Origin of the sequence: Sphingobium sp. 22B (assembly GCF_001580035.1) — a bacterium.
GTDB lineage: Bacteria > Pseudomonadota > Alphaproteobacteria > Sphingomonadales > Sphingomonadaceae > Sphingobium > Sphingobium fuliginis.
This window is the reverse complement of record NZ_LTAB01000012.1, coordinates 106,714-125,355: the sequence shown is the minus strand read 5'-3', so window position 1 is coordinate 125,355 and position 18,642 is coordinate 106,714. Positions and strand designations below refer to the sequence as shown.

21 protein-coding genes are annotated in these 18,642 nt (G+C 64.7%); 6 read left to right on the top strand and 15 right to left on the bottom strand.

The genetic code is table 11. The features are described 5' to 3' along the window. Positions 1-86: 86 nt before the first annotated feature. From A0J57_RS13165 to A0J57_RS13155, 3 genes are all read right to left on the bottom strand, one after another. Positions 87-1,160, bottom strand: coding sequence for a M48 family metallopeptidase (locus tag A0J57_RS13165; protein ID WP_061936524.1), 1,074 nt, complete (start codon positions 1,158-1,160; stop codon positions 87-89). A 5-nt stretch (positions 1,161-1,165) separates the two neighbouring features. Beyond that, positions 1,166-2,242 carry a YjgN family protein gene (locus A0J57_RS13160; RefSeq protein WP_061936521.1) on the bottom strand — a complete coding sequence of 359 codons (1,077 nt, stop codon included), beginning with the start codon at positions 2,240-2,242 and terminating at the stop codon, positions 1,166-1,168. A gap of 121 nt (positions 2,243-2,363) precedes the next feature. Further along, on the bottom strand, positions 2,364-2,801 hold the full coding sequence (locus tag A0J57_RS13155) for a biopolymer transporter ExbD (RefSeq protein WP_061936518.1): 438 nt from the start codon (positions 2,799-2,801) through the stop codon (positions 2,364-2,366). Positions 2,802-2,974: 173 nt separating this feature from the next. Between A0J57_RS13155 and thrS the strand changes: the two genes are divergently transcribed. Next, entirely contained in the window at positions 2,975-4,972 is a 1,998-nt protein-coding gene (thrS, locus tag A0J57_RS13150) for a threonine--tRNA ligase (protein ID WP_061936515.1), read from the top strand. Between the two features lie 127 nt (positions 4,973-5,099). Next, a complete protein-coding gene (gene infC / locus A0J57_RS13145; protein ID WP_013039295.1) occupies positions 5,100-5,633 on the top strand; it encodes a translation initiation factor IF-3 in 534 nt (177 codons plus the stop codon). Between the two features lie 214 nt (positions 5,634-5,847). Here infC and A0J57_RS13140 read toward each other — a convergent pair whose 3' ends face one another. From A0J57_RS13140 to gluQRS, 4 genes are all read right to left on the bottom strand, one after another. Continuing rightward, positions 5,848-6,723, bottom strand: a complete 876-nt coding sequence (locus A0J57_RS13140; protein WP_025549927.1) for a GGDEF domain-containing protein — start codon at positions 6,721-6,723, stop codon at positions 5,848-5,850. A 117-nt stretch (positions 6,724-6,840) separates the two neighbouring features. After that, positions 6,841-7,410 carry a cob(I)yrinic acid a,c-diamide adenosyltransferase gene (locus A0J57_RS13135; RefSeq protein ID WP_061936512.1) on the bottom strand — a complete coding sequence of 190 codons (570 nt, stop codon included), beginning with the start codon at positions 7,408-7,410 and terminating at the stop codon, positions 6,841-6,843. A gap of 14 nt (positions 7,411-7,424) precedes the next feature. Then, complete coding sequence (locus tag A0J57_RS13130; RefSeq protein WP_025549925.1) at positions 7,425-7,658, bottom strand: twin transmembrane helix small protein; 234 nt, start codon at positions 7,656-7,658, stop codon at positions 7,425-7,427. A 9-nt stretch (positions 7,659-7,667) separates the two neighbouring features. After that, the gene (gene gluQRS, locus A0J57_RS13125; protein ID WP_076605745.1) at positions 7,668-8,543 is read right to left on the bottom strand and encodes a tRNA glutamyl-Q(34) synthetase GluQRS; all 876 of its coding nucleotides are present in this window, start codon (positions 8,541-8,543) and stop codon (positions 7,668-7,670) included. 124 nt (positions 8,544-8,667) lie between these two features. Between gluQRS and A0J57_RS13120 the strand changes: the two genes are divergently transcribed. Then, a complete protein-coding gene (locus A0J57_RS13120) occupies positions 8,668-9,234 on the top strand; it encodes an HNH endonuclease (protein WP_025549923.1) in 567 nt (188 codons plus the stop codon). Between the two features lie 103 nt (positions 9,235-9,337). On the opposite strand, the gene A0J57_RS13115 is transcribed toward A0J57_RS13120, so the two are convergent. Continuing rightward, on the bottom strand, positions 9,338-10,075 hold the full coding sequence (locus A0J57_RS13115; RefSeq protein WP_044661539.1) for a Crp/Fnr family transcriptional regulator: 738 nt from the start codon (positions 10,073-10,075) through the stop codon (positions 9,338-9,340). Between the two features lie 205 nt (positions 10,076-10,280). Here A0J57_RS13115 and murA point away from each other — a divergent pair, with 205 nt between their 5' ends. Both murA and A0J57_RS13105 read left to right on the top strand, forming a co-directional pair. After that, the gene (gene murA / locus A0J57_RS13110; RefSeq protein ID WP_048577258.1) at positions 10,281-11,564 is read left to right on the top strand and encodes a UDP-N-acetylglucosamine 1-carboxyvinyltransferase; all 1,284 of its coding nucleotides are present in this window, start codon (positions 10,281-10,283) and stop codon (positions 11,562-11,564) included. Then, a complete protein-coding gene (locus A0J57_RS13105; protein WP_061936505.1) occupies positions 11,557-13,080 on the top strand; it encodes a sensor histidine kinase in 1,524 nt (507 codons plus the stop codon). The genes murA and A0J57_RS13105 overlap by 8 nt, the downstream gene beginning before the upstream one ends. Here A0J57_RS13105 and A0J57_RS13100 read toward each other — a convergent pair. From A0J57_RS13100 to A0J57_RS13090, 3 genes are all read right to left on the bottom strand, one after another. Continuing rightward, the gene (locus A0J57_RS13100; protein WP_044661542.1) at positions 13,025-13,462 is read right to left on the bottom strand and encodes a response regulator; all 438 of its coding nucleotides are present in this window, start codon (positions 13,460-13,462) and stop codon (positions 13,025-13,027) included. The genes A0J57_RS13105 and A0J57_RS13100 overlap by 56 nt on opposite strands. Positions 13,463-13,536: 74 nt before the next feature. Then, positions 13,537-13,764, bottom strand: a complete 228-nt coding sequence (locus A0J57_RS13095; protein ID WP_061936502.1) for a hypothetical protein — start codon at positions 13,762-13,764, stop codon at positions 13,537-13,539. Then, positions 13,765-14,382: a DNA-3-methyladenine glycosylase gene (locus A0J57_RS13090; RefSeq protein WP_061936499.1), complete on the bottom strand. Its 618-nt coding sequence runs from the start codon at positions 14,380-14,382 to the stop codon at positions 13,765-13,767. It abuts the gene before it with no gap. A 76-nt stretch (positions 14,383-14,458) separates the two neighbouring features. Between A0J57_RS13090 and A0J57_RS13085 the strand changes: the two genes are divergently transcribed. Then, the gene (locus A0J57_RS13085; RefSeq protein WP_025549918.1) at positions 14,459-14,776 is read left to right on the top strand and encodes a 2Fe-2S iron-sulfur cluster-binding protein; all 318 of its coding nucleotides are present in this window, start codon (positions 14,459-14,461) and stop codon (positions 14,774-14,776) included. Positions 14,777-15,067: 291 nt separating this feature from the next. On the opposite strand, the gene A0J57_RS13080 is transcribed toward A0J57_RS13085, so the two are convergent. From A0J57_RS13080 to A0J57_RS13065, 4 genes are all read right to left on the bottom strand, one after another. Next, positions 15,068-16,183 carry a zinc-binding dehydrogenase gene (locus A0J57_RS13080; protein WP_061936496.1) on the bottom strand — a complete coding sequence of 372 codons (1,116 nt, stop codon included), beginning with the start codon at positions 16,181-16,183 and terminating at the stop codon, positions 15,068-15,070. 13 nt (positions 16,184-16,196) lie between these two features. Beyond that, entirely contained in the window at positions 16,197-16,868 is a 672-nt protein-coding gene (gene msrA, locus A0J57_RS13075; RefSeq protein WP_061936493.1) for a peptide-methionine (S)-S-oxide reductase MsrA, read from the bottom strand. Then, complete coding sequence (locus tag A0J57_RS26620; protein ID WP_167706728.1) at positions 16,855-17,016, bottom strand: hypothetical protein; 162 nt, start codon at positions 17,014-17,016, stop codon at positions 16,855-16,857. The genes msrA and A0J57_RS26620 overlap by 14 nt, the downstream gene beginning before the upstream one ends. A gap of 317 nt (positions 17,017-17,333) precedes the next feature. Next, positions 17,334-18,536 (bottom strand): pyridoxal phosphate-dependent aminotransferase, encoded by a 1,203-nt coding sequence (locus A0J57_RS13065; RefSeq protein WP_044661548.1) that lies wholly within the window; start codon positions 18,534-18,536, stop codon positions 17,334-17,336. Positions 18,537-18,642: the final 106 nt, after the last annotated feature.

Genomic DNA, 18,642 nt, shown 5'->3' with positions numbered 1-18,642 from the left:
TTGAAAGAGCGGCCTGGCAACGGGCCGCTTTTTTGCGTTCGCATGGATCCTGGGGCTGTTGATTTAACAATCCCAGCCCATGCACCCTAAAAGGGTTTGCCCCAGAATTTGGCGACCTTCGGATCGCTGGCGCAGGAAGCGCGCAGCGCCTGCCATTGTGCCTGGTCCAACGCCGGGCGGTAGGATGTGTCCGGCTTCACGGCAGCGGCGAAGCGGCGGCGGCGTTCGGCGGAGAGGGGATGGGAGGAAAGCCAGCTTATCGCCCGCGCTTCCGTGCCCTCGTCCTTGCCGCCGATCCGGTCGAAGAAGGCGGCTGTCGCGGCAGGCGAAATCCCGGCGCCGCGCATCTGGTCGATGGCGACGCCGTCCGCAGCGCTTTCCGCGCCGCGGCCATAGCTCAGCGACAGCACGCCGTTCAGATAATTGCCGGCATTGCCCCCCGCGCCGCCCAGCACGACGCTGAGGCCAAGCTGGCGGATGAGGCCTGTCATCGTGTCGCGGTGGCGCACATGGCCCAGTTCATGGCCGAGCACGCCCGCGACTTCATCGGCGGACTTTGCCTGCTGGACCAGGCCATCGAAGAGGATGATCCTTCCCCCCGGCAATGTCACCGCATTCACCATGGGAATGTTGGCGAGCGAAATGTCGCGGGCCTCATGGCCGGGGTCGATCCGCGCCGCCAGCCGTTCGAGCGCGGCATCGCCTGCCGGTGTGTGGCAGAACCGCCCGCCGAAATCGCCCACCATGGCATCGCCCATGCGGTTCTCCCAGCTTTGCGGGACGAGCGGGGCGATGACGGCAGGTGCTTCGAGCGCGCCCCAGACGATGAGCGCGGCGGTGACGGTGAAGATTCCCGCCGCCGGCCACAGGCCGAAGCGATCGATCCAGCGGCCATAGCGTTCGCCCGTCGGCAGATGGGGGGCGATGTCGGGAGGCGCTTCGCCGGAAAAGCCCAGGCGCCAGCCGGGGATCGCCTTATGGCCATAGGCCGAACGGTCGTCCTGCAGGCCGATGACGGTAAGGTCGCTCCAGTCTATGGGCGGGCCTGCCCAGCCGCTCTCCGGCTCCTCCAGCACGAAGCCTGTGCCGGCGGTACGAAGCAGGACATTGCGTCGGACCGCCGTCGCGCCGTCATAATGCCAGAGTCGGAAGTCCGACATGCGGTTCAGAAAGCGCCGACGTCCAGCGCGTCGAGCAGGCCCTCGCCATGGCGGCTGGTCTTCGTCTGCGACTGTGTGAGTTCGTCGGTATAGATCGTGCCGGTCACGCCCATATGGGTGACGAAGAACTTCCAGTGCCGGTATTGAAAGAAGATCGACCCGATGCCGATCGTGCAGAGGACCAGCGCAATGTCACCCAGGAACAGCCATATCCAGTCTTTGGTCCGCGCGTAGAAATGGAAGTCGAGGCCCGTGAGCGACAGCCCCTCCACCGCTTCACGGAAGAAACTCGCGTAGAAGGCGAGCGCGATGAGGCCGAGACCCAGATAGAAGGTCAGCACGAACGCGATGATGCCGAAGATGGCCCCGGCCACGCGGGAGCCGGCACCGTCCTGTCCCGGAAAGCCCGCCATCGCGACCATTGCGCCTCCGCCCACGAACAGCAGGATCGGCAGGAGGTAGAAGAGCAGGAAGCGCCGGAAGGTCGGGCCGTGATCGCCTGCCGATTCGAAACTGTGCGGGCCGAAGCTCATCTTGTTCCAGCGTTCGTTCCACAGCGACATCATCGACCAGGGGATGAGCAGGCCCAGCGCCAGGCTGCCCACCGCCGACTTCCACATATAGGAAATGCCGTAGCCGAAGCCCTGATCGTCGCTGCCGCCCCGGATGCCGTGCCACCATGTCCGGCTGAGCCGGTAGCGCAGCGCGCGGAAGCGGGCGAGACCGACCATGTAGAAGATCGTCACGAACGCCGCGAGCGTCAGTATCGCGGCCATGCCCCCATGCCCTTGGAGGACGAGGGCCTGCGCGCCGAACTGAAGGAAGAGGAACGGCAGGCCGATCAGCGCTAGCACCATCAGGAAGCCGAGGAACAGTTCCTTGCCCGTTCCCGTCCATTCCAGCCGGTCGTCGATGAAGCGCGTGTTCGCCCAGAGATAGCGCCGCGTGCGCGTTGTCGCCCAGAAGCGATATATGCCCAGCGTGACGATCGTCAGCAGCAGGTTGGTGAAGGCAATGGGCGCATAGTCGCGCCAATTGCCTTCAAAAGCGAAGCCGTCGCCGCCAATGCGTTCCTGATCCATGATGCCCCCCTTGGTCCCCGGTGGGAGAAGACTATGCCGGGGACCGTTGGTCAAGGGGTTTCATGGCCATATGGAATGCTATCCCCCTGAAATCACGCGGATCGTCATTTTTTACGGCCGATCAAAAGCTGCCGTAACGCTCATTGCCGATGAAGCCGAGCTTCGTCACGCCCGCGCGGCGGATGTCGGCCAGCACCTCATCCACCGTCACGTAACGCGCGCCGGCATCGGGCTGGAACTGGAGTTCCGGTTCGGCAGGCAGGCGCAGCGAGGCGGCGAGATATTGGCGGAGCGTCAGCCGGTCGACGGCCCCGCCGTTCCAGCGGATAGTGCCGTCGGCGTCGATGCCGACCCTGTTCTTGACCGTGTCGACCGGCGGCGGCGTCAGTTCCTTGGGGGTTTGCGGCAGGTCGACGCCGACGCTGTGCGTCTGGATCGGGATCGTGATGATGAACATGATCAGCAGCACCAGCATCACGTCGATCAGCGGCGTTGTGTTCATGTCCGACATCGGCGTTTCCCCGTCGCCCGGCCGGGGTCTTGCGAAGCTCAAGGCCATATGCATCCCTCCTGTTGAAATAATGATATAACAACACATGTATCATGCGCTGATCGCGATGCGCTGGCAAGAGGGCTTCTATTGACAGGGCGGGCGGCCCATTTATGGGGAAGGCGCGGCTTTTTCCGGCTGCGCGATCCGCCATTTCAACAGAAAGACCCTCCGTGTCCGCCATGCTCAAGATAACCCTGCCCGATGGTTCCGTGCGTGAAGTCGCGCCCGGCACTACCCCGGCGGACATTGCGGCGGCGATCGGGCCGGGGCTGGCCAAGGCGGCCATCGCCGCGCGGGTCGATGGCGAACTGCGCGACATCATGCGCCCGCTGGAGGCCGATGCGCAACTGGCGCTGGTGACGTCGAAGGATGAGGCCGATGCGCTGGAACTGGCGCGGCACGACTTCGCCCATGTGCTGGCCGAAGCGGTGCAGGCGCTGTTTCCGGGGACGCAGATCACCTTCGGCCCGGCGACGGACGATGGCTTCTATTATGACTTCGCGCCCCCCGTCATCGAAGGAAAGCAGCGGCCTTTCACGGAGGAGGACCTGCCCGCCATCGAGGCGAAGATGCGGGAGATCATCGCCGCCGACAAGCCGCTGCGCCGCGAGGTGTGGAAGCGCGAGGACCTGATCGCGCGCTGGCGGGCCGGGGGCGAGACGTTCAAGGCCGAATGGGCCGCTGAGCTTCCCGAGGGCGAGGAACTGACCGTCTATTGGTCGGGGGGCGACTGGCTCGACATGTGCCGGGGGCCGCATCTGGCCTCGACAGGCAAACTCGATCCGGCGGCGTTCAAGCTGACCCGCGTGTCGGGCGCCTATTGGCGCGGCGATCAGAAGAATGCGATGCTGAGCCGCGTCTATGGCACCGGCTGGCTCAACAGGAAGCAGCTCGACGCGCATCTGACGCGGCTGGAAGAAGCGGCCAAGCGCGACCATCGCAAGCTGGGTGCGGAGATGGACCTGTTCCACCTCCAGCAGGAGGCGCATGGATCGGTCTTCTGGCACCCCAAAGGCTATATCATCTGGCGGGCTCTGGAAGCCTATATGCGCCGCGCCATCGACGATGCGGGCTATCGTGAGGTCAAGACGCCGCAGGTGATGGACGCGCGCCAGTGGGAAGCGTCCGGCCATTGGGGCAAATATCGCGAGAATATGTTCGTCATCCCCGACGAAGTGCCGAATGTCGAGGATGAAGGGCCGCTGGTGTCGGACGATGCCGACTGGATGGCTTTGAAGCCGATGAACTGCCCGGCGCATGTCCTGATCTTCCGTCAGGGGATCAAGAGCTATCGCGACCTGCCGCTGCGCTTCTACGAGAATGGCTGCTGCCATCGTAACGAACCGCATGGGGCGTTGCACGGGCTGATGCGTGTGCGCCAGTTCACGCAGGACGACGCGCATATCTTCTGCCGCGAGGACCAGATCGTGGAGGAAGTGCGCGCCTTCTGTGCGCTGGCGGATCGGATCTACAGGGATTTCGGCTTCACCTATTCGATCAAGCTCGCCCTGCGCCCCGAAAAGCGCTTCGGCAGCGACGAGATGTGGGATCAGGCGGAAAATGAACTGCGCGACGCGGTGGCGGCGGCGGGGCTCAACACGCCCGAATATGGCTGGGAGGAACTGCCGGGCGAAGGCGCCTTCTATGCGCCCAAGCTGGAATGGCATCTGACCGATGCGATCGGGCGGACCTGGCAGGTGGGGACGATCCAGTCGGACCGGGTATTGCCGGAGCGACTCGACGCCTCCTATATTGGCGAAGATGGCGAGCGGCACCGGCCGGTGATGCTCCACCGGGCGATCTTCGGTTCCTATGAACGGTTCATAGGCATCCTCATCGAACATTATGCGGGCCGTTTCCCGCTCTGGCTGGCGCCGGTGCAGGCGGTGGTGGCGACCATCGTGTCCGATGCGGACGGCTATGCAGGCCAGGTGGTGGAGAAGCTCCGGGCGGCTGGCATCAGGGCGGAAACCGACGTCCGCAACGAGAAGATCAATTATAAGGTGCGCGAGCACAGCCTTGCAAAAGTGCCGAATCTGCTGGTCGTCGGCCGCCGGGAGGCGGACGAGGGCACGGTGGCGCTGCGCGAGCTGGGCAAGGAGGGGCAGAGCGTCCTTTCTGTCGACGACATCATCGCCCGTCTTGTAAAGGAGGCGAAGGCACCCGATATGCAGTGAGGCAGCAATGCCACATGGGGCCGGCAAATCCGCGATTGCGGGCTTGCCGCCCCTTTCGGCTTTGCGCTAAAGGGCCGCCAGAGTCGATCGATCAACTACCATAGGAGAAGCCACTATACGTCCCCCGATGATGCGCCGTCCCATGGCGCCGCCGCCGAAGTCCGGTCCCCGTTACAACGAGTTCATCAACGTGCCCAAGGTGCGCGTGATCGATGACGAAGGCGAAAATCTGGGCGTGATGTATACGCAGGAAGCGATCGAGCGCGCCTATGAGATCGGGCTGGACCTGGTCGAGGTGTCGCCCAACGCCGACCCGCCGGTGTGCAAGTTCCTGGACATCGGCAAGTACAAGTACGAGGCGCAGAAGAAGGCGAACCTCGCCCGCAAGACCCAGAGGACGCAGGAGATCAAGGAGATCAAGATGCGTCCGAACATCGACGATCATGATTATGATACGAAGATGAAGAAGGTCCACGACTTTATCGGTGAAGGCGACAAGGTGAAGATCACCCTGCGGTTCCGTGGCCGTGAATTGTCGCACCAGCAGCTTGGCATGCAACTGCTCCAGCGCGTGGCGGAGAATGTGGGCGAGATCGCGAAGGTCGAAGCCTATCCGCGTATGGAAGGCCGCCAGATGCTGATGGTGCTGGCGCCGAAATAAGATCGCCGTTCTTCGGTGACATTAGTCGGGCGGGGTCTGGAAGCAGGCTCCGCCCGAACTGTCTGTGGAACAGGTTCTGGTCAGTCGCGAATGTTAATCCTCCTCATCTGAAGATGGGGGAGGGGCCCCTGCCTGAGTCTGGCGCAGGGGAGCGCGACAGGCGCCCCCTCTCGCCGGTGGGAAGGGCTGCGTCCAGAACGACACTTGCATCCACCTAACCATAAGCGGGTGCGGATGGCCTCTCCGCCCGCTGAATCTGGTCACGGCCTGACTTCTTTGCACGGTAGAGCGCCTCGTCGGCCTTGCCGATGGCGGCCATCACCGGCCCGCCGCGCCATGCGCATAGCCCGGCGGAGAAGGTGATCGGCTGCTCGTTCGCCGTGCCCACGGGCTCCCGCCGCATCCGTTCCGCAATGCGGGCCAGCGACCAGCTCGCCTCATCCTCCATCGCGTCCTGATAGAAGATCGCGAACTCCTCGCCACCCCAACGGGCAATGATGTCGATGCGGCGGGTCTGGGACGACAGGCGCGTGGCGAAATCGGCCAGGACGCGATCGCCCGCGTCATGGCCGAGCATATCGTTGACCTGCTTGAAATGGTCGAGATCGATGATCGCGATGCAGCCCCTGCGCTTGGCGAGCGGGAGCGCGTCGAGTTGCGCCAGGAACCCGCGCCGGTTGGCGATGCCGGTCAGCGCGTCCTCATTGGCGGCGATGTTCAGTTCGTCGATCTGTTCCCGCGTCGCGGCGGCGGCTCCGCGCACGCCGTGGAAGAGCCTGGAAATAATGTCCCCCACTTCCGGCAAGGTCGCCCCACCGCCTTTCCGGCCGGGCTGCCCCACCGGGTTCAGCGCATCCGCCAGCGCATGGATCGGGTCCAGCAGGGCGCCGATGCCCATCAGCGCCCCGGCCGCGCCCGCCATGGTCGCCAAAGTCAGGACTATGAACTCCGCCCAGGCGATACGTCCTGTTGTCGCGCCCCAGACGATATAGCCGAGCAGCGGCAGGTGGGTGGTCACGAAGCAGAGGGTGAAGAGGCGAAACCGCAGGGAGCGGGGAAAGATGAAGGAGGTCGCGAGGTAGAATTGCATCCCGGGGCCCTGTCATTGAAATGGGGGCCAAAATTGGGACGGCGTGTAAAGGCGGGATGAAGGAAGAGGGTTAACGCCTGGCCCGTGGACGAACCGTGCCGTGCATGAGTCGAACGGTTAACGGGAGGCGCCCGGCACCCATTTCACATCGTCCGCTCCATTGCCGTTGAGGCGCCGGGCCAGCACGAAAAGCAGGTCGGACAGGCGGTTGAGATAGGCCAGTGCCTGCGCATTGAGCGCAACGTCGGCTGCCGCGGCCGTGGCGGAGCGTTCGGCGCGGCGCGTGACGGCGCGGGCCAGATGGACGGCGGCGGCTGCAGGCGACCCGCCTGGCAGGACGAAGCTGTCCAGTGGCGCCAGATCGGCGTTCATCGCATCGATCTGCCGCTCCAGCCGCTCGACCTGGGAGGCGACGATCCGCAGCGCCCAGGGTGCGTCCTCTCCCTCCGGCAAGGGCGTGGCGAGGTCTGCGCCCAGATCGAACAGGTCGTTCTGGATCGTCGTCAGCCAGCCCGCCTCCGGCCTGTCGTTCATGGAGACGATGGCAAGCCCGATGGCGCTGTTCGCTTCATCGACATCGCCCACCGCCTGCATGCGCGGGGCATGTTTGGGCAGGCGCGACCCGTCGACCAGGCCTGTCGTCCCCGCGTCCCCGGTACGGGTGTAGATCTTGTTCAGCTTCACCATGCCGGGCGGAACCCTCAGCCGTTGCCCTTCATCAGCAGCAATAGCGCTACGATGATCACCGCCACTGCCTGGAACAGGATGCGGTTCATCATCATCCTGTTCTGCTTGAGGCTGGATGGGCTCGGCCCACCTTCGGGCGAGTTCAACTGTTCCTTGGTCGCCTGAAGAAAGGCGACGATCCCCCGGATCAATGCGAACAGGGTGGCGCCCATGGCCAGGATAAGGGCGATGACGAGCAGCGTGTTCATGCCTTGAATCTAGGCGCTGGCCAGGGAAATGCCAATCGGAAAGCGTGCATGGCGCAGATCGTCGGCCAGTCGCCGCGGGTCCATGCCCCCCGCGCGCAGATCGGCGAGGGCGATCGACCCGTCGCGCTTGGCGAGCCGCCGGCCGTCCGGCCCGACCAGCAGGGGATGGTGGACATAGATGGGGGACGGAAGGTCGAGCAGCGCCTGGATCAGCCGGTGGATGTCGGTCGCGCTGCGCAGATCGTCGCCGCGCAGCACATGGGTCACGTCCATCGCCGCATCGTCCAGCGTGCAGGACAGATGATAGCTGGCGGGAGCATCCTTGCGCGCCAGCACCACATCCCCGGCGGCAAGCGGCTCGGCGCTGATGCAGGACGCCGCTTCCTCCCCGGGCGGAAAGGGCAGGGCGCGCCAATGCAGCGGGCCTGCCCGTGCGGCAGCCCGCGCCATGTCGATCCGCCAGGCATGCGGCTCGCCCAATGCGATCCGCCTTGCCCGTTCCGCATCATCCAGCCCGCGGCATGTGCCGGGATAGACGGGCCCCTCCGGCCCGTGCGGCGCAGTCGCGCTGGCGGCGATGTCGGCGCGGGTGCAGAAGCAGGGATAGAGCAGCCCCATGGCCTCCAGCCGTTCCAGCGCCGCCTGATACCGGTCCAGCCGCGCCGACTGGAAGACGATGTCCCCATCCCAGGCGACGCCCAGCCAGCGCAGGTCCTCGATTATGCCGGCGACATGCTCCGGCCGGCTGCGGGTGCCGTCTATATCCTCGATCCGCAGGAGGAAGTATCCGCCGCGCGCCCGGGCCAGGTCCATGGCCAGCAGCGCCGACCAGGCGTGTCCGACATGCAACCTACCCGTGGGGCTCGGGGCGAAGCGAGTCACCATATGCTGTGGCTGCGCCGATTGAGTCATACAGGCCCTTGACGGGATAGGGGTGTTAATGCTGTCATGCTGGCGTCACGTTTCTGATCGATCAGGACGGTGGCGAAAGGGGGTTGAAGGGTAATATATGTACCATCCCGACCTGATACGACATCCGGAAAACTGTCCGGCTTTGGTCCTGAATGCGGACTACACGCCTTTAAGCTATTATCCGCTGAGCCTCTGGCCCTGGCAAACCGCCATCAAGGCGGTTTTTTTGGATCGGGTGGACATCGTCGCCAGCTATGAGCGGCAGGTGCACAGCCCCAGCGTTCAGATGCAGATACCTTCGGTGATCGCCCTGAAGCAATATGTGAAGCCGTCGGAACATCCCGCCTTCACCCGGTTCAACCTGTTCCTGCGCGACAAGTTCGCCTGCCAATATTGCGGTTCCCCGAACGACCTGACCTTCGACCACGTCATTCCGCGCCGCGCCGGCGGGCGGACGACCTGGGAAAATGTCGCAACGGCCTGCTCGCCCTGCAATCTCAAGAAGGGCGGCCGCACGCCGAAGGAGGCGCATATGCAATTGCATGTGACGCCGATCCGCCCGACGAGCTGGCAGTTGCAGGAACATGGCAGGGCCTTTCCGCCCAACTATCTGCACGAAAGCTGGCACGACTGGCTTTATTGGGATGTGGAATTGCTGGCTTGATGACAAACCGGCAAGGCTGAGCGGCGCGCCCCTGCGAAGGCAGGGCCCGGCCCGACGGTTCGAACCGGGTTCCTGCCTGCGCAGGAACATGTCGCGTTCATTCTCATTCCATGCCCGGAAGCCAGTCCAGGTCCATATCCTTGTGCCGGTTGGTATAATGGCCGATCTCTTCCAGCCGCGCCATGTCGCGCAGGGTGATCCGCCCATTGGCCCGGCTGATCAGCCCCTCCTGCTCCATCTGCCGGATCATCCGGTTCACATGGACGGAGGTGAGGCCGATGGCATCCCCGATCTCCTCCTGCGTCAGTTTCAGGTCGAAGCTGTCGGTGATGCCATCGTCCGTCACCCGCAGGCGATCGAAAATGTCCAGCAGGAAGGAAGCCACGCGCGCCTTGGCCGAGGTGCGTCCCAGTGAAGCGAGCCGGTCGGTCAGCGCGACCCGCTCCGCATTGGAAAGCAGGAACAGCAACGCGGCGACGCGCGGATATTCCTCCAGCAGCCGGCGCAGAGCATGCTTGTCGAACGGACAGATGATCGAATCCGACAGCGCCACCAGCGATTCCGGCGCGCGGTTATAGATTGTGCTGGCCGATCCTATGAAATCGCCCGGGAAATAGACCCGCAGGATCTGCCGGCTTCCATCGGGCAGGATCACGAAGCTCATCACCCGTCCTTCGCGAAGGACAAACAGTTCCGTCACCGTTTCGTTGACGCGCTGGATCATCGCGCCGCGCTTCACCTTGCGGGGATTTTCCTCCAGCCTTGTAAGCGCCTTCTTCTCCGCATCGGACAGGGGCACATGCTTCGCCAACCTGTCCGCGAAACAACTTGTTGCCACCAAAAACACCTTTTTGCTTACATTGTCGTTACGATGGCAAAACGCCCCACGCGTCTTTTGGCTGCATTTCCGCAAACTGCACTAAACTCGATCAATAATGAGCGGGCGAACGCACAAATGTTTCATGGCGGCGCAGAAAGAAGCCCGCGATGGAACCGTCGTGCCGACTGCCTTGCGGAAACCGTAATTAACGTTAAGAACCCAGCCGATGGACCGCATTCATATCCGCGGCGGCAAAGCGCTGAACGGCCGCCTTCCCATTTCCGGCGCGAAGAACGCCGCGCTCACGCTGTTGCCCTGCGCGCTGCTGACCGACGAGCCGGTGACGCTGCGCAATCTGCCGCGGCTGGCGGATGTCGACAGCTTCGGCCATCTGTTGAACCAGCTCGGCGTGTCGACCATGATCGAGGGCGCCCGGCCGGAGGATTTCGGCCGCGTCATGACCCTCCGGGCTGGCCGCGTCACCTCGACCGAGGCGCCCTATGACATCGTGCGCAAGATGCGGGCATCGATCCTGGTCCTCGGCCCGCTGCTCGCCCGCGCGGGCGAGGCGCGGGTGTCGCTGCCCGGCGGTTGCGCCATCGGCAACCGGCCGATCGACCTGCACCTGAAGGCGCTGGAGGCCTTCGGCGCGATCATAGAGATCAACGCCGGCTATGTCCGCGCCAGCTTGCCCGACGGCGGCCTGCCCGGGGGCATCTACACCTTCCCCGTGGTGTCCGTCGGCGCGACCGAGAACGCGCTGATGGCGGCGGTGCTGGCCAAGGGCGTCTGCATCCTGGAAAATGCGGCGCGGGAGCCGGAGATCGTCGACCTCTGCAACCTGCTGATCGCCATGGGCGCCGACATTGAAGGCGTGGGCACCGACAAGCTGACCATTCACGGCAAGCCCCGCCTGCACGGCGCGACCTACAGCGTGATGCCCGACCGGATCGAGGCGGGCAGCTATGCCTGCGCCGCGGCGATCACCGGCGGCTCGCTGGAACTTGCCGGAGCCAGCGCCGAAGACATGCACGCCATCCTCGCCGCGCTGCGCGACGCCGGGGTTCATGTCGAGGAACTGAAGGACGGCATCAGGGTGTCGGCGGACGGCCGGCTTCGCCCGCTCACCATCTCCACCGCGCCCTTCCCGGCGTTCCCGACCGACATGCAGGCGCAGTTCATGGCGATGCTGACGCTGGCAGACGGCGCGTCGGTGCTGACCGAGACGATCTTCGAAAATCGCTACATGCACGTGCCCGAGCTGGCACGCATGGGGGCGGACATCGGCGTCAACGGCCGCACCGCGGTGGTGCGCGGCGTTGATCGGCTGGTCGGCGCGCCTGTCATGGCGACCGATCTGCGCGCCTCAATGAGCCTCATCCTCGCGGGCCTCGCCGCTGAAGGCGAGACCCAGGTCAACCGCGTCTATCATCTCGACCGCGGCTATGAGCGGCTGGAGGAGAAGCTCTCCGCCGTCGGCGCCGACATAGAGCGCGTCAGCGATGGCTGAAGGACGCGGGCTCGAGACGGACCGCGCGGCGTTGCTGGCGCGATACGATCTCGATACCGGTGGCTTTGCCACGCTCGACCAGATCACCGCCTTCGCCGCCGCGCTGTGCGCGACGCCCATCGCTCTGGTCAGCATTGTGGAGGATGACCGCCAACGCTTCCTGGCCCGCACCGGGCTGGATGCGGAGGAAACGCCGCGCGATATGTCCTTCTGCGCCCATGCGATGCAGGGAAGCGGCATCTTCGTGGTGCCCGATACTGCGCAGAACCCCAATTTCCGCGACAATCCGCTCGTCACCGGGGCGCCCTTCATCCGTTTCTATGCCGGTGCGCCGCTGATCGATGGCGAGGGGGCTTCGCTCGGCGCGCTATGCGTCATCGACGACAGACCGCGTGAAGGTCTGACGGATGTGCAGCGCCAGGGGATTTCCCTGCTGGCCCGTCAGGTCATGGTCGAGCTGGAGGGCCGTCGCCGCGACCGCGACGTGATCGCCCGGCAGCAAAGGGATGCGCAGGCGGTGGCGGAAAGCGACCGCATGTTCCGGACCCTGGCCGACACCATGCCGCAAATGGTCTGGTCGACGCTGCCGGATGGCTATCATGACTATTATAACGCCCGCTGGTACGAATTCACCGGCGTTCCCCTGGGATCGACCGATGGCGAGGGATGGAACGGCATGTTCCATCCGGAGGATCAGGAGCGGGCCTGGGAACGCTGGCGCCATTCGCTGAAGACCGGCGAGCCCTATGAGATCGAATATCGGCTGCGCCATCATAGCGGCGATTATCGCTGGACATTGGGTCGCGCGCTGCCGATCCGGGACGAGGAGGGTGCGATCGCCCGCTGGATCGGCACCTGCACCGACATCAACGACCAGATCGCGATGGTGGAGGAGCGGGAGGTCATCGCCCATGAACTTTCCCACCGTATCAAGAACATCTTTTCGGTGATTTCCGGCCTGATCGGCCTGTCGGCGCGCCAGCATCCCGAAATTCGCGCGGCGGCCGACGACCTGCGCGACCGCATCATGGCGCTGGGACGCGCCCATGATTTCGTGCGGCCCCACGGCCCCAATTCGCAGCCGGACCAGGACGAGGGTCGGCTTTGGGGCATATTGGAACAGATTTTCGCGCCCTATCGCGACGCGCTGGGGCCGCGCATACGCTTCTCAGGCGATAATCCGGCGATAGACGACCGCTCCGCCACGCCATTGGCGCTGCTGTTCCATGAACTGGCGACCAATGCCGCCAAATATGGCGCGCTTTCCGTTCCTTCGGGCGGGGTTGCGATCCTCGTGGGAAGAGAGGGCGAGGACATCCGCATCGACTGGCGGGAAGAGGGTGGACCGCCGGCGCTTCCGGCGACGCATGAGGGCTTCGGCAGCCGGCTGATGCAGCTCAGCATCGAACGGCAACTGGGCGGGCGGATGACGCGCGACTGGCGACCCGAAGGCCTTGGCCTCAGCCTCTGGATTCCAGCGCGCTCCATGAGTCGGATGCCGGCAGGAAAGGGGTGAAGCCCGCGATCTCGGCGGCCTCCAGTTCCGGTCGGTCGGTGGCGGCGAGATGCAGCGTTTCGGCTATGCTGTGCGCCCGGAACGGCTTGGTGATGACGCCGAGCGCGGCGGTGGAAGCCGCCCCGATCTGCGCGGGATTGGCCGTCACATAGATGACCCGTATGCCATATTGGCTGGCCAGTTCGACGCCGATGCCGGGGCCGGTCGGTCCGTCGCGCAGATTGAGATCGACAAGGGCGATATCGCAATCGTCGGCCGCATCCAGCGCCGCCTGACGATCGGCCGCGATGGCGCCGACCGTAAAGCCTGCATCCTCCACGATATGCTCGATCTCCAGCGCGACGAAAATCTCGTCTTCTACGATCAGAACCTTTTTGCTCATCCCAACGTCCACGCAACCGGAGGCGTTAAATGCGCGGATCGCGGGGCGGTTCCCGCAGATGCGAAAAAATTTTTTCAGGCGCTGTCGGGCTGCACGCTGGTCCAGAGCGTTTCGAAGGCCGTGCCCTGCATCAGCAGGACCGAGGCGGGATAGCCCGCGCCGCTGGCCTTCTGCGCTGTCCCGGTGGCGTTTTCCACCGCTTCCTCCCGCGTCGCGAACGGCCCGTAATAGCGGTTGTCGAGATTGATCTTCCAGACGCCCTCATGTTCCAGGACGATGTAGCGGGCATGGGGCAGGGGCACTTACAAAACCTCCGTATTATAATGGTGCCAGGCCATGATCGCCGCGGCGCCGCGATGGGGACGCCAGCGTTCGGCGAGTTCCCGCGTCAGCTTTTCGCTGGGGCGTTCGGTCAGGCCCAATATCCGTCCGATCTCGATCTGCACGGCCAGATCGCCCGCCGGCCAGACATCCGGCCGTCCTTCCGCGAACAGCAGGTAGATTTCCGCCGACCAGCGCCCGATCCCCTTGATCCGCACCAGTTGCGCAATGGCGTCCTCATCATCGTCCGGCAGGTCGTGCAGGTCGATGCCGCCGCTGACCACCAGCTCGGCCAGGCTTCTGGCATAGCCCTGCTTCTGCCGCGACAGGCCGCAGGCGCGCAGCGTATCGAAATCGCGGACGAGCAGGGCGTCCGGCGCGCAGCCCGCGCCCAGTTCCGCCTCCAGCTTGCGCCAGACCGCCGCGGCCGCGGCGACGCTCACCTGCTGGCCGACGATGGTGCGCAGCAGGGTTTCATAGCCCGGCTCGCGGATGCGGGGCGGCGGATAGCCGACCCGGCCTATCGCTGCGGCGAAACCGGGCTCCATCGCGGCGATGGCGTCCAGGCTGGCCCGCAATTCTTCTGCTGTATTTACCATGAATTGTCGTCCGGCCCTTGATTTCCCGCTGCCCGTCCGACATGAGCGGCGGGAAAAATTTGAGGGACCTGGGTACATGGCGAAACTGATTGTGGTCAACCGTTCGGGCGAAGAGCAGGCGGTCGAGGCGGAGAACGGCCTTTCCGTGATGGAAATCATCCGCGACAACGGCTTTGACGAACTGCTGGCGCTCTGCGGCGGCTGCTGCTCCTGCGCGACGTGCCACGTCTTCGTCGATCCGGCCTTTGCCGACAACCTGCCGCCGATCAGCGATGATGAGAACGACCTGCTCGACAGCTCCGACCATCGCAACGAGACCAGCCGCCTGTCCTGCCAGCTGACGTTCAGCGATTCGCTGGACGGCCTGCGCGTCACCATCGCGCCGGAAGATTGAGGTCGGCCGACAGAAGGGAGCGAACCGGTCTGTAGAGCATCGCGCAGAAAAGCCTGTCCCGAGCCTGCCCAAGGATGGGGACCGGTTTTCTGCTTGAAAGGATGCGACGACAGAAATCTGGAGCGACCTGCGCCTGATTGACGCAGCGCGCTCTGAGGGCTGGTTCCTGACATCGTCCTCCGCGTCACCCCCGGACTTGATCCGGGGGCGCTGCCATTCAGACGTCTGCGTTTCGGAAGAAAAGCGGCGCCCCGGGTCGCGTTGGGCGCGACGCCTGCCCTCTGCCCACCATCAGCCGTTCGGGACGATCAGATATTTCTCCCCCGTGCGGCGGGCATTGTAGGTCAGCACGGCGTCGCGGGTCAGCGCTTCCTTGAGGGAGATGCGCGCCTTGTAATGGCTGGCAAAAGTCGTCGTCAGACCGTCGCGCACGCGCTGGCGCAGGCGTTCGGCCGTTTCCGCGTCCGTCCTTTGCAGGAAGGGAAAAAGCAGCCAGCCGCCGACGTTCCAGCCAAAGCCGAAGCTGCGCGTCAGGATGGTCGGCGACAGGTCCAGCGCACCGTAGACATAGGCCTGCTTCAGAACGTTCGAGCCATAGCGGCTATAGGGCGCGTCCTTGCTCGCGGCCTGCTCCATGGCATGGAGGATCTGGCTGACCAGATGGCCGCCGCCGATCGCGTCGAAGGCGATGGTCGCGCCCGTGGCGGCGACCGCGTCCTGAAGCTGGACGAGAAAGTCGTCCCTGGAACTATCCAGCACATATTCCGCGCCCAGATCCCTGAGGATCGCCACCTGCGCTTCATTGCGGACGATATTGACCAGCGGAATGCCGTCCTCCTGGCAGATGCGCACCAGCATCTGGCCCAGATTGGACGCGGCGGCGGTGTGGACGATCGCCTTATGCCCTTCGCGCTTCATGGTTTCGACGAAGCCAAGCGCCGTCAGCGGATTGACGAAGGCCGATGCGCCCTCCTCCGCGGTGACATCGTCGGGCAGAACCATGCAGCCGCCGGCGGCGAGCAGGCGATGTTCCGCGTACATGCCGCCGCCGATCATCGCGACCCGCTTGCCGAGCAGGGCCTGGGCTTCCGGTGCCTCGCCCGCGGCGATGACGGTGCCCGCGCCTTCATTGCCGATGGCCATGGATTGGCCGACCCGCCCCGCAAGCGCGCGGCGCGCGGGATCGGGCATGCGGGCGACGATCCGGCCTTCGGCATAATCCGCATTTGCCACATCGGCGGAAGCGAACAGCAGGCCAAGGTCGGACGGGTTGATCGGCGCGGCTTCCACCCGGACAAGCACCTGATCGCCCGTGGGAGCGGGGAGCGTTTCTTCGGCCAGTTCGACGATCAGGCGGCCGTCCTCATCCAGGGTCGAAAGCAGCTTGAGGCCGTGGGTGTCGCTCATGAAAACTCCCTTTTCAGGCTGAGGGGCGGTCGCTGTAGAATGCCGGAAACATCGCCTTGAGGGCGGCCAGCTTCGGCATGTCCCAACGCTGGATATAGGGATGGCGCGGGTTCTTCGTCAGGAAGTCCTGATGATGGCGGTCCGCATCCTGGAAGCCGGTGAAGCCTTCTATTCGGGTGACGATGGGATCGCGCCAGAGGCCCGATTGACCGAGTTGGGCGAGATAGGCCCGGGCCGCCCTGTCCTGCCCTGCATTCAGGGGAAACAGCGCGCTGCGATATTGGGTGCCGTGGTCCGGGCCCTGATAGTCGAGCGTTGTCGGGTCCGCGATCACCGAGAAGAAGATGCGCAGCAACGTGCCGTAGCTGACCTGCCGGGGATCGTAGGTGACGCGAACGGCCTCGGCAAAGCCGGTATCGCCCTGGCTGACCTGTTCGTAATCGACCCTGCGGCCCCGAGGACCGCCTGCGAATCCGGAGACGGCGAGGCGGACACCCCTTACATGGGAGAAGACGCCTTCCACGCCCCAGTAGCAACCGCCCGCGAAGATGGCGGTTTCAAGCTTGCGGGCGGGGGCTGCGTCGACCGCCGGGGCGGGCGCGAGGACCGGCCGTTCGGCACGCAAAGGGGAAGCGACGGCCAAGGCCGCCAGAAAAGCAAGCGCGATGCCGTCAGCGCGCCGCATTGCCGGCGGCCGGGGCGGATGCCGCCATGGCTGGACTGGTCAGCGGCGGCGCGTCGCTGTTCGGCTGAAGCACGAAGACCCCGATAGCGCCGATCGCGAACCCGCCCATGAAGCGCAGGAACAGGTCGGATTTCAAGAAGGCCAACATGGCGTTCTTCCTTTCGGTCGTCTTGGTCGCCGCAAGCGGGCGGAAATGAATGTCGCGCGGCTTAGTCCCGGATGAACGCTGCGCCAGGGCAGTTTCGACCAACGTCCGATGTGGGACGATGGATGTCGGGCAAGGCCAGTTTCGGTTCGAAACGGGATATAGACCCCCGCTCTCCATCTGCAAGACGGCGCCGGAGAAATTTTCCGTTTCCGAAATGGAGGTGATGAGGGGAGGGGAAGGACGGACTTGGCGTACGGTCCTTCCCTCCAGCTTCGCTGGTCCCGCTCCAGGCTAAGCCCGGGGGGATTGAAGAGGGCTCACTTCAAAGCGGCGCAGGCTTCCTGGATACGGGTGCAGGCCTTGCGCAGCACCTCTTCCGAAGTCGCGTAGCTGATGCGGAAGGCCGGGGAGAGGCCAAAGGCGGCGCCGTGGACGGCGGCGACCTTCGCTTCGTCCAGGAAATAGCCGATCAGCGCTTCGTCGCTGTCGATCACCTGTCCCTTGGGCGTCGTCTTGCCGATCACGCCGCTGGCATCGGGATAGACGTAGAAGGCGCCCTCCGGCGTCGGGCAGTCCAGGCCCGGTGCGTCGTTCAGCATGGCGACGACCATGTCGCGGCGCTTCTTGAAGGCGGCGTTGCGCTCTTCCAGGAAATCCTGGTCGCCGGTCAGCGCCGCGACGGCGGCGGCCTGGCTGATCGAGCAGGGATTGCTGGTCGATTGCGACTGGAGCTTGCCCATCGCCTTGATGATCCATTCCGGGCCGCCGGCAAAGCCGATGCGCCAGCCCGTCATCGAAAAAGCCTTGGAGCAGCCGTTGACCGTCAGCGTGCGGTCGTAGAGGTCCGGGCAAACCTGCGCGATGGTGGCGAAGGGCGTCGGCGCGTACCAGACATGCTCATACATATCGTCCGTCATCACCAGCACATGGGGATGGCGCAGCAGCACTTCGCCCAGCGCCTTCAGCTCTTCGGCCGAATAGGCTGCGCCTGACGGGTTGGAAGGCGAGTTCAGCATGACCCACTTGGTCTTGGGCGTGATCGCGGCTTCCAGCTGGGCGGCGGTGATCTTGTAGCCCTGGCTTGCCGGCGCCTCGATGAAGACCGGCGTGCCGCCCGCGAAGTTCACGATGTCGGGATAGCTGACCCAATAGGGCGCCGGAATGATGACCTCGTCGCCCACGTCGACGGTCGCGACCAGCGCGTTGAACAGCGTGTGCTTGCCGCCCGAATTGACGCTGATCTGGCTGCGCTTGTAGATGAGGCCATTGTCGCGCTTGAACTTGAAGGCGACGGCTTCCTTGACGTCGGCGGTGCCGTCCACGTCGGTATAGCGGGTAAGGTTCTTGCGGATCGCCGCGATCCCCGCCTCCTTCACGAAATCGGGCGTGTCGAAGTCCGGTTCGCCGGCGGAGAGGCCAATGACGTCCACGCCTTCGGCTTTCAGGGCATTCACGCGCGCGCTCATCGCCAGGGTGGCGGAGGGCTGGATGCGACCGAGGGCTGCGGAAGTCTGGCTCATCATGACAATCTTTCTCTAGAATCCCCTAGGTCCGCGTGAAGCGGACGCGAGGCTCCTTAGTGTGCAACGAAAGAAGGGGCAACCGCCAGTTGGCTTCGGCTGGCCG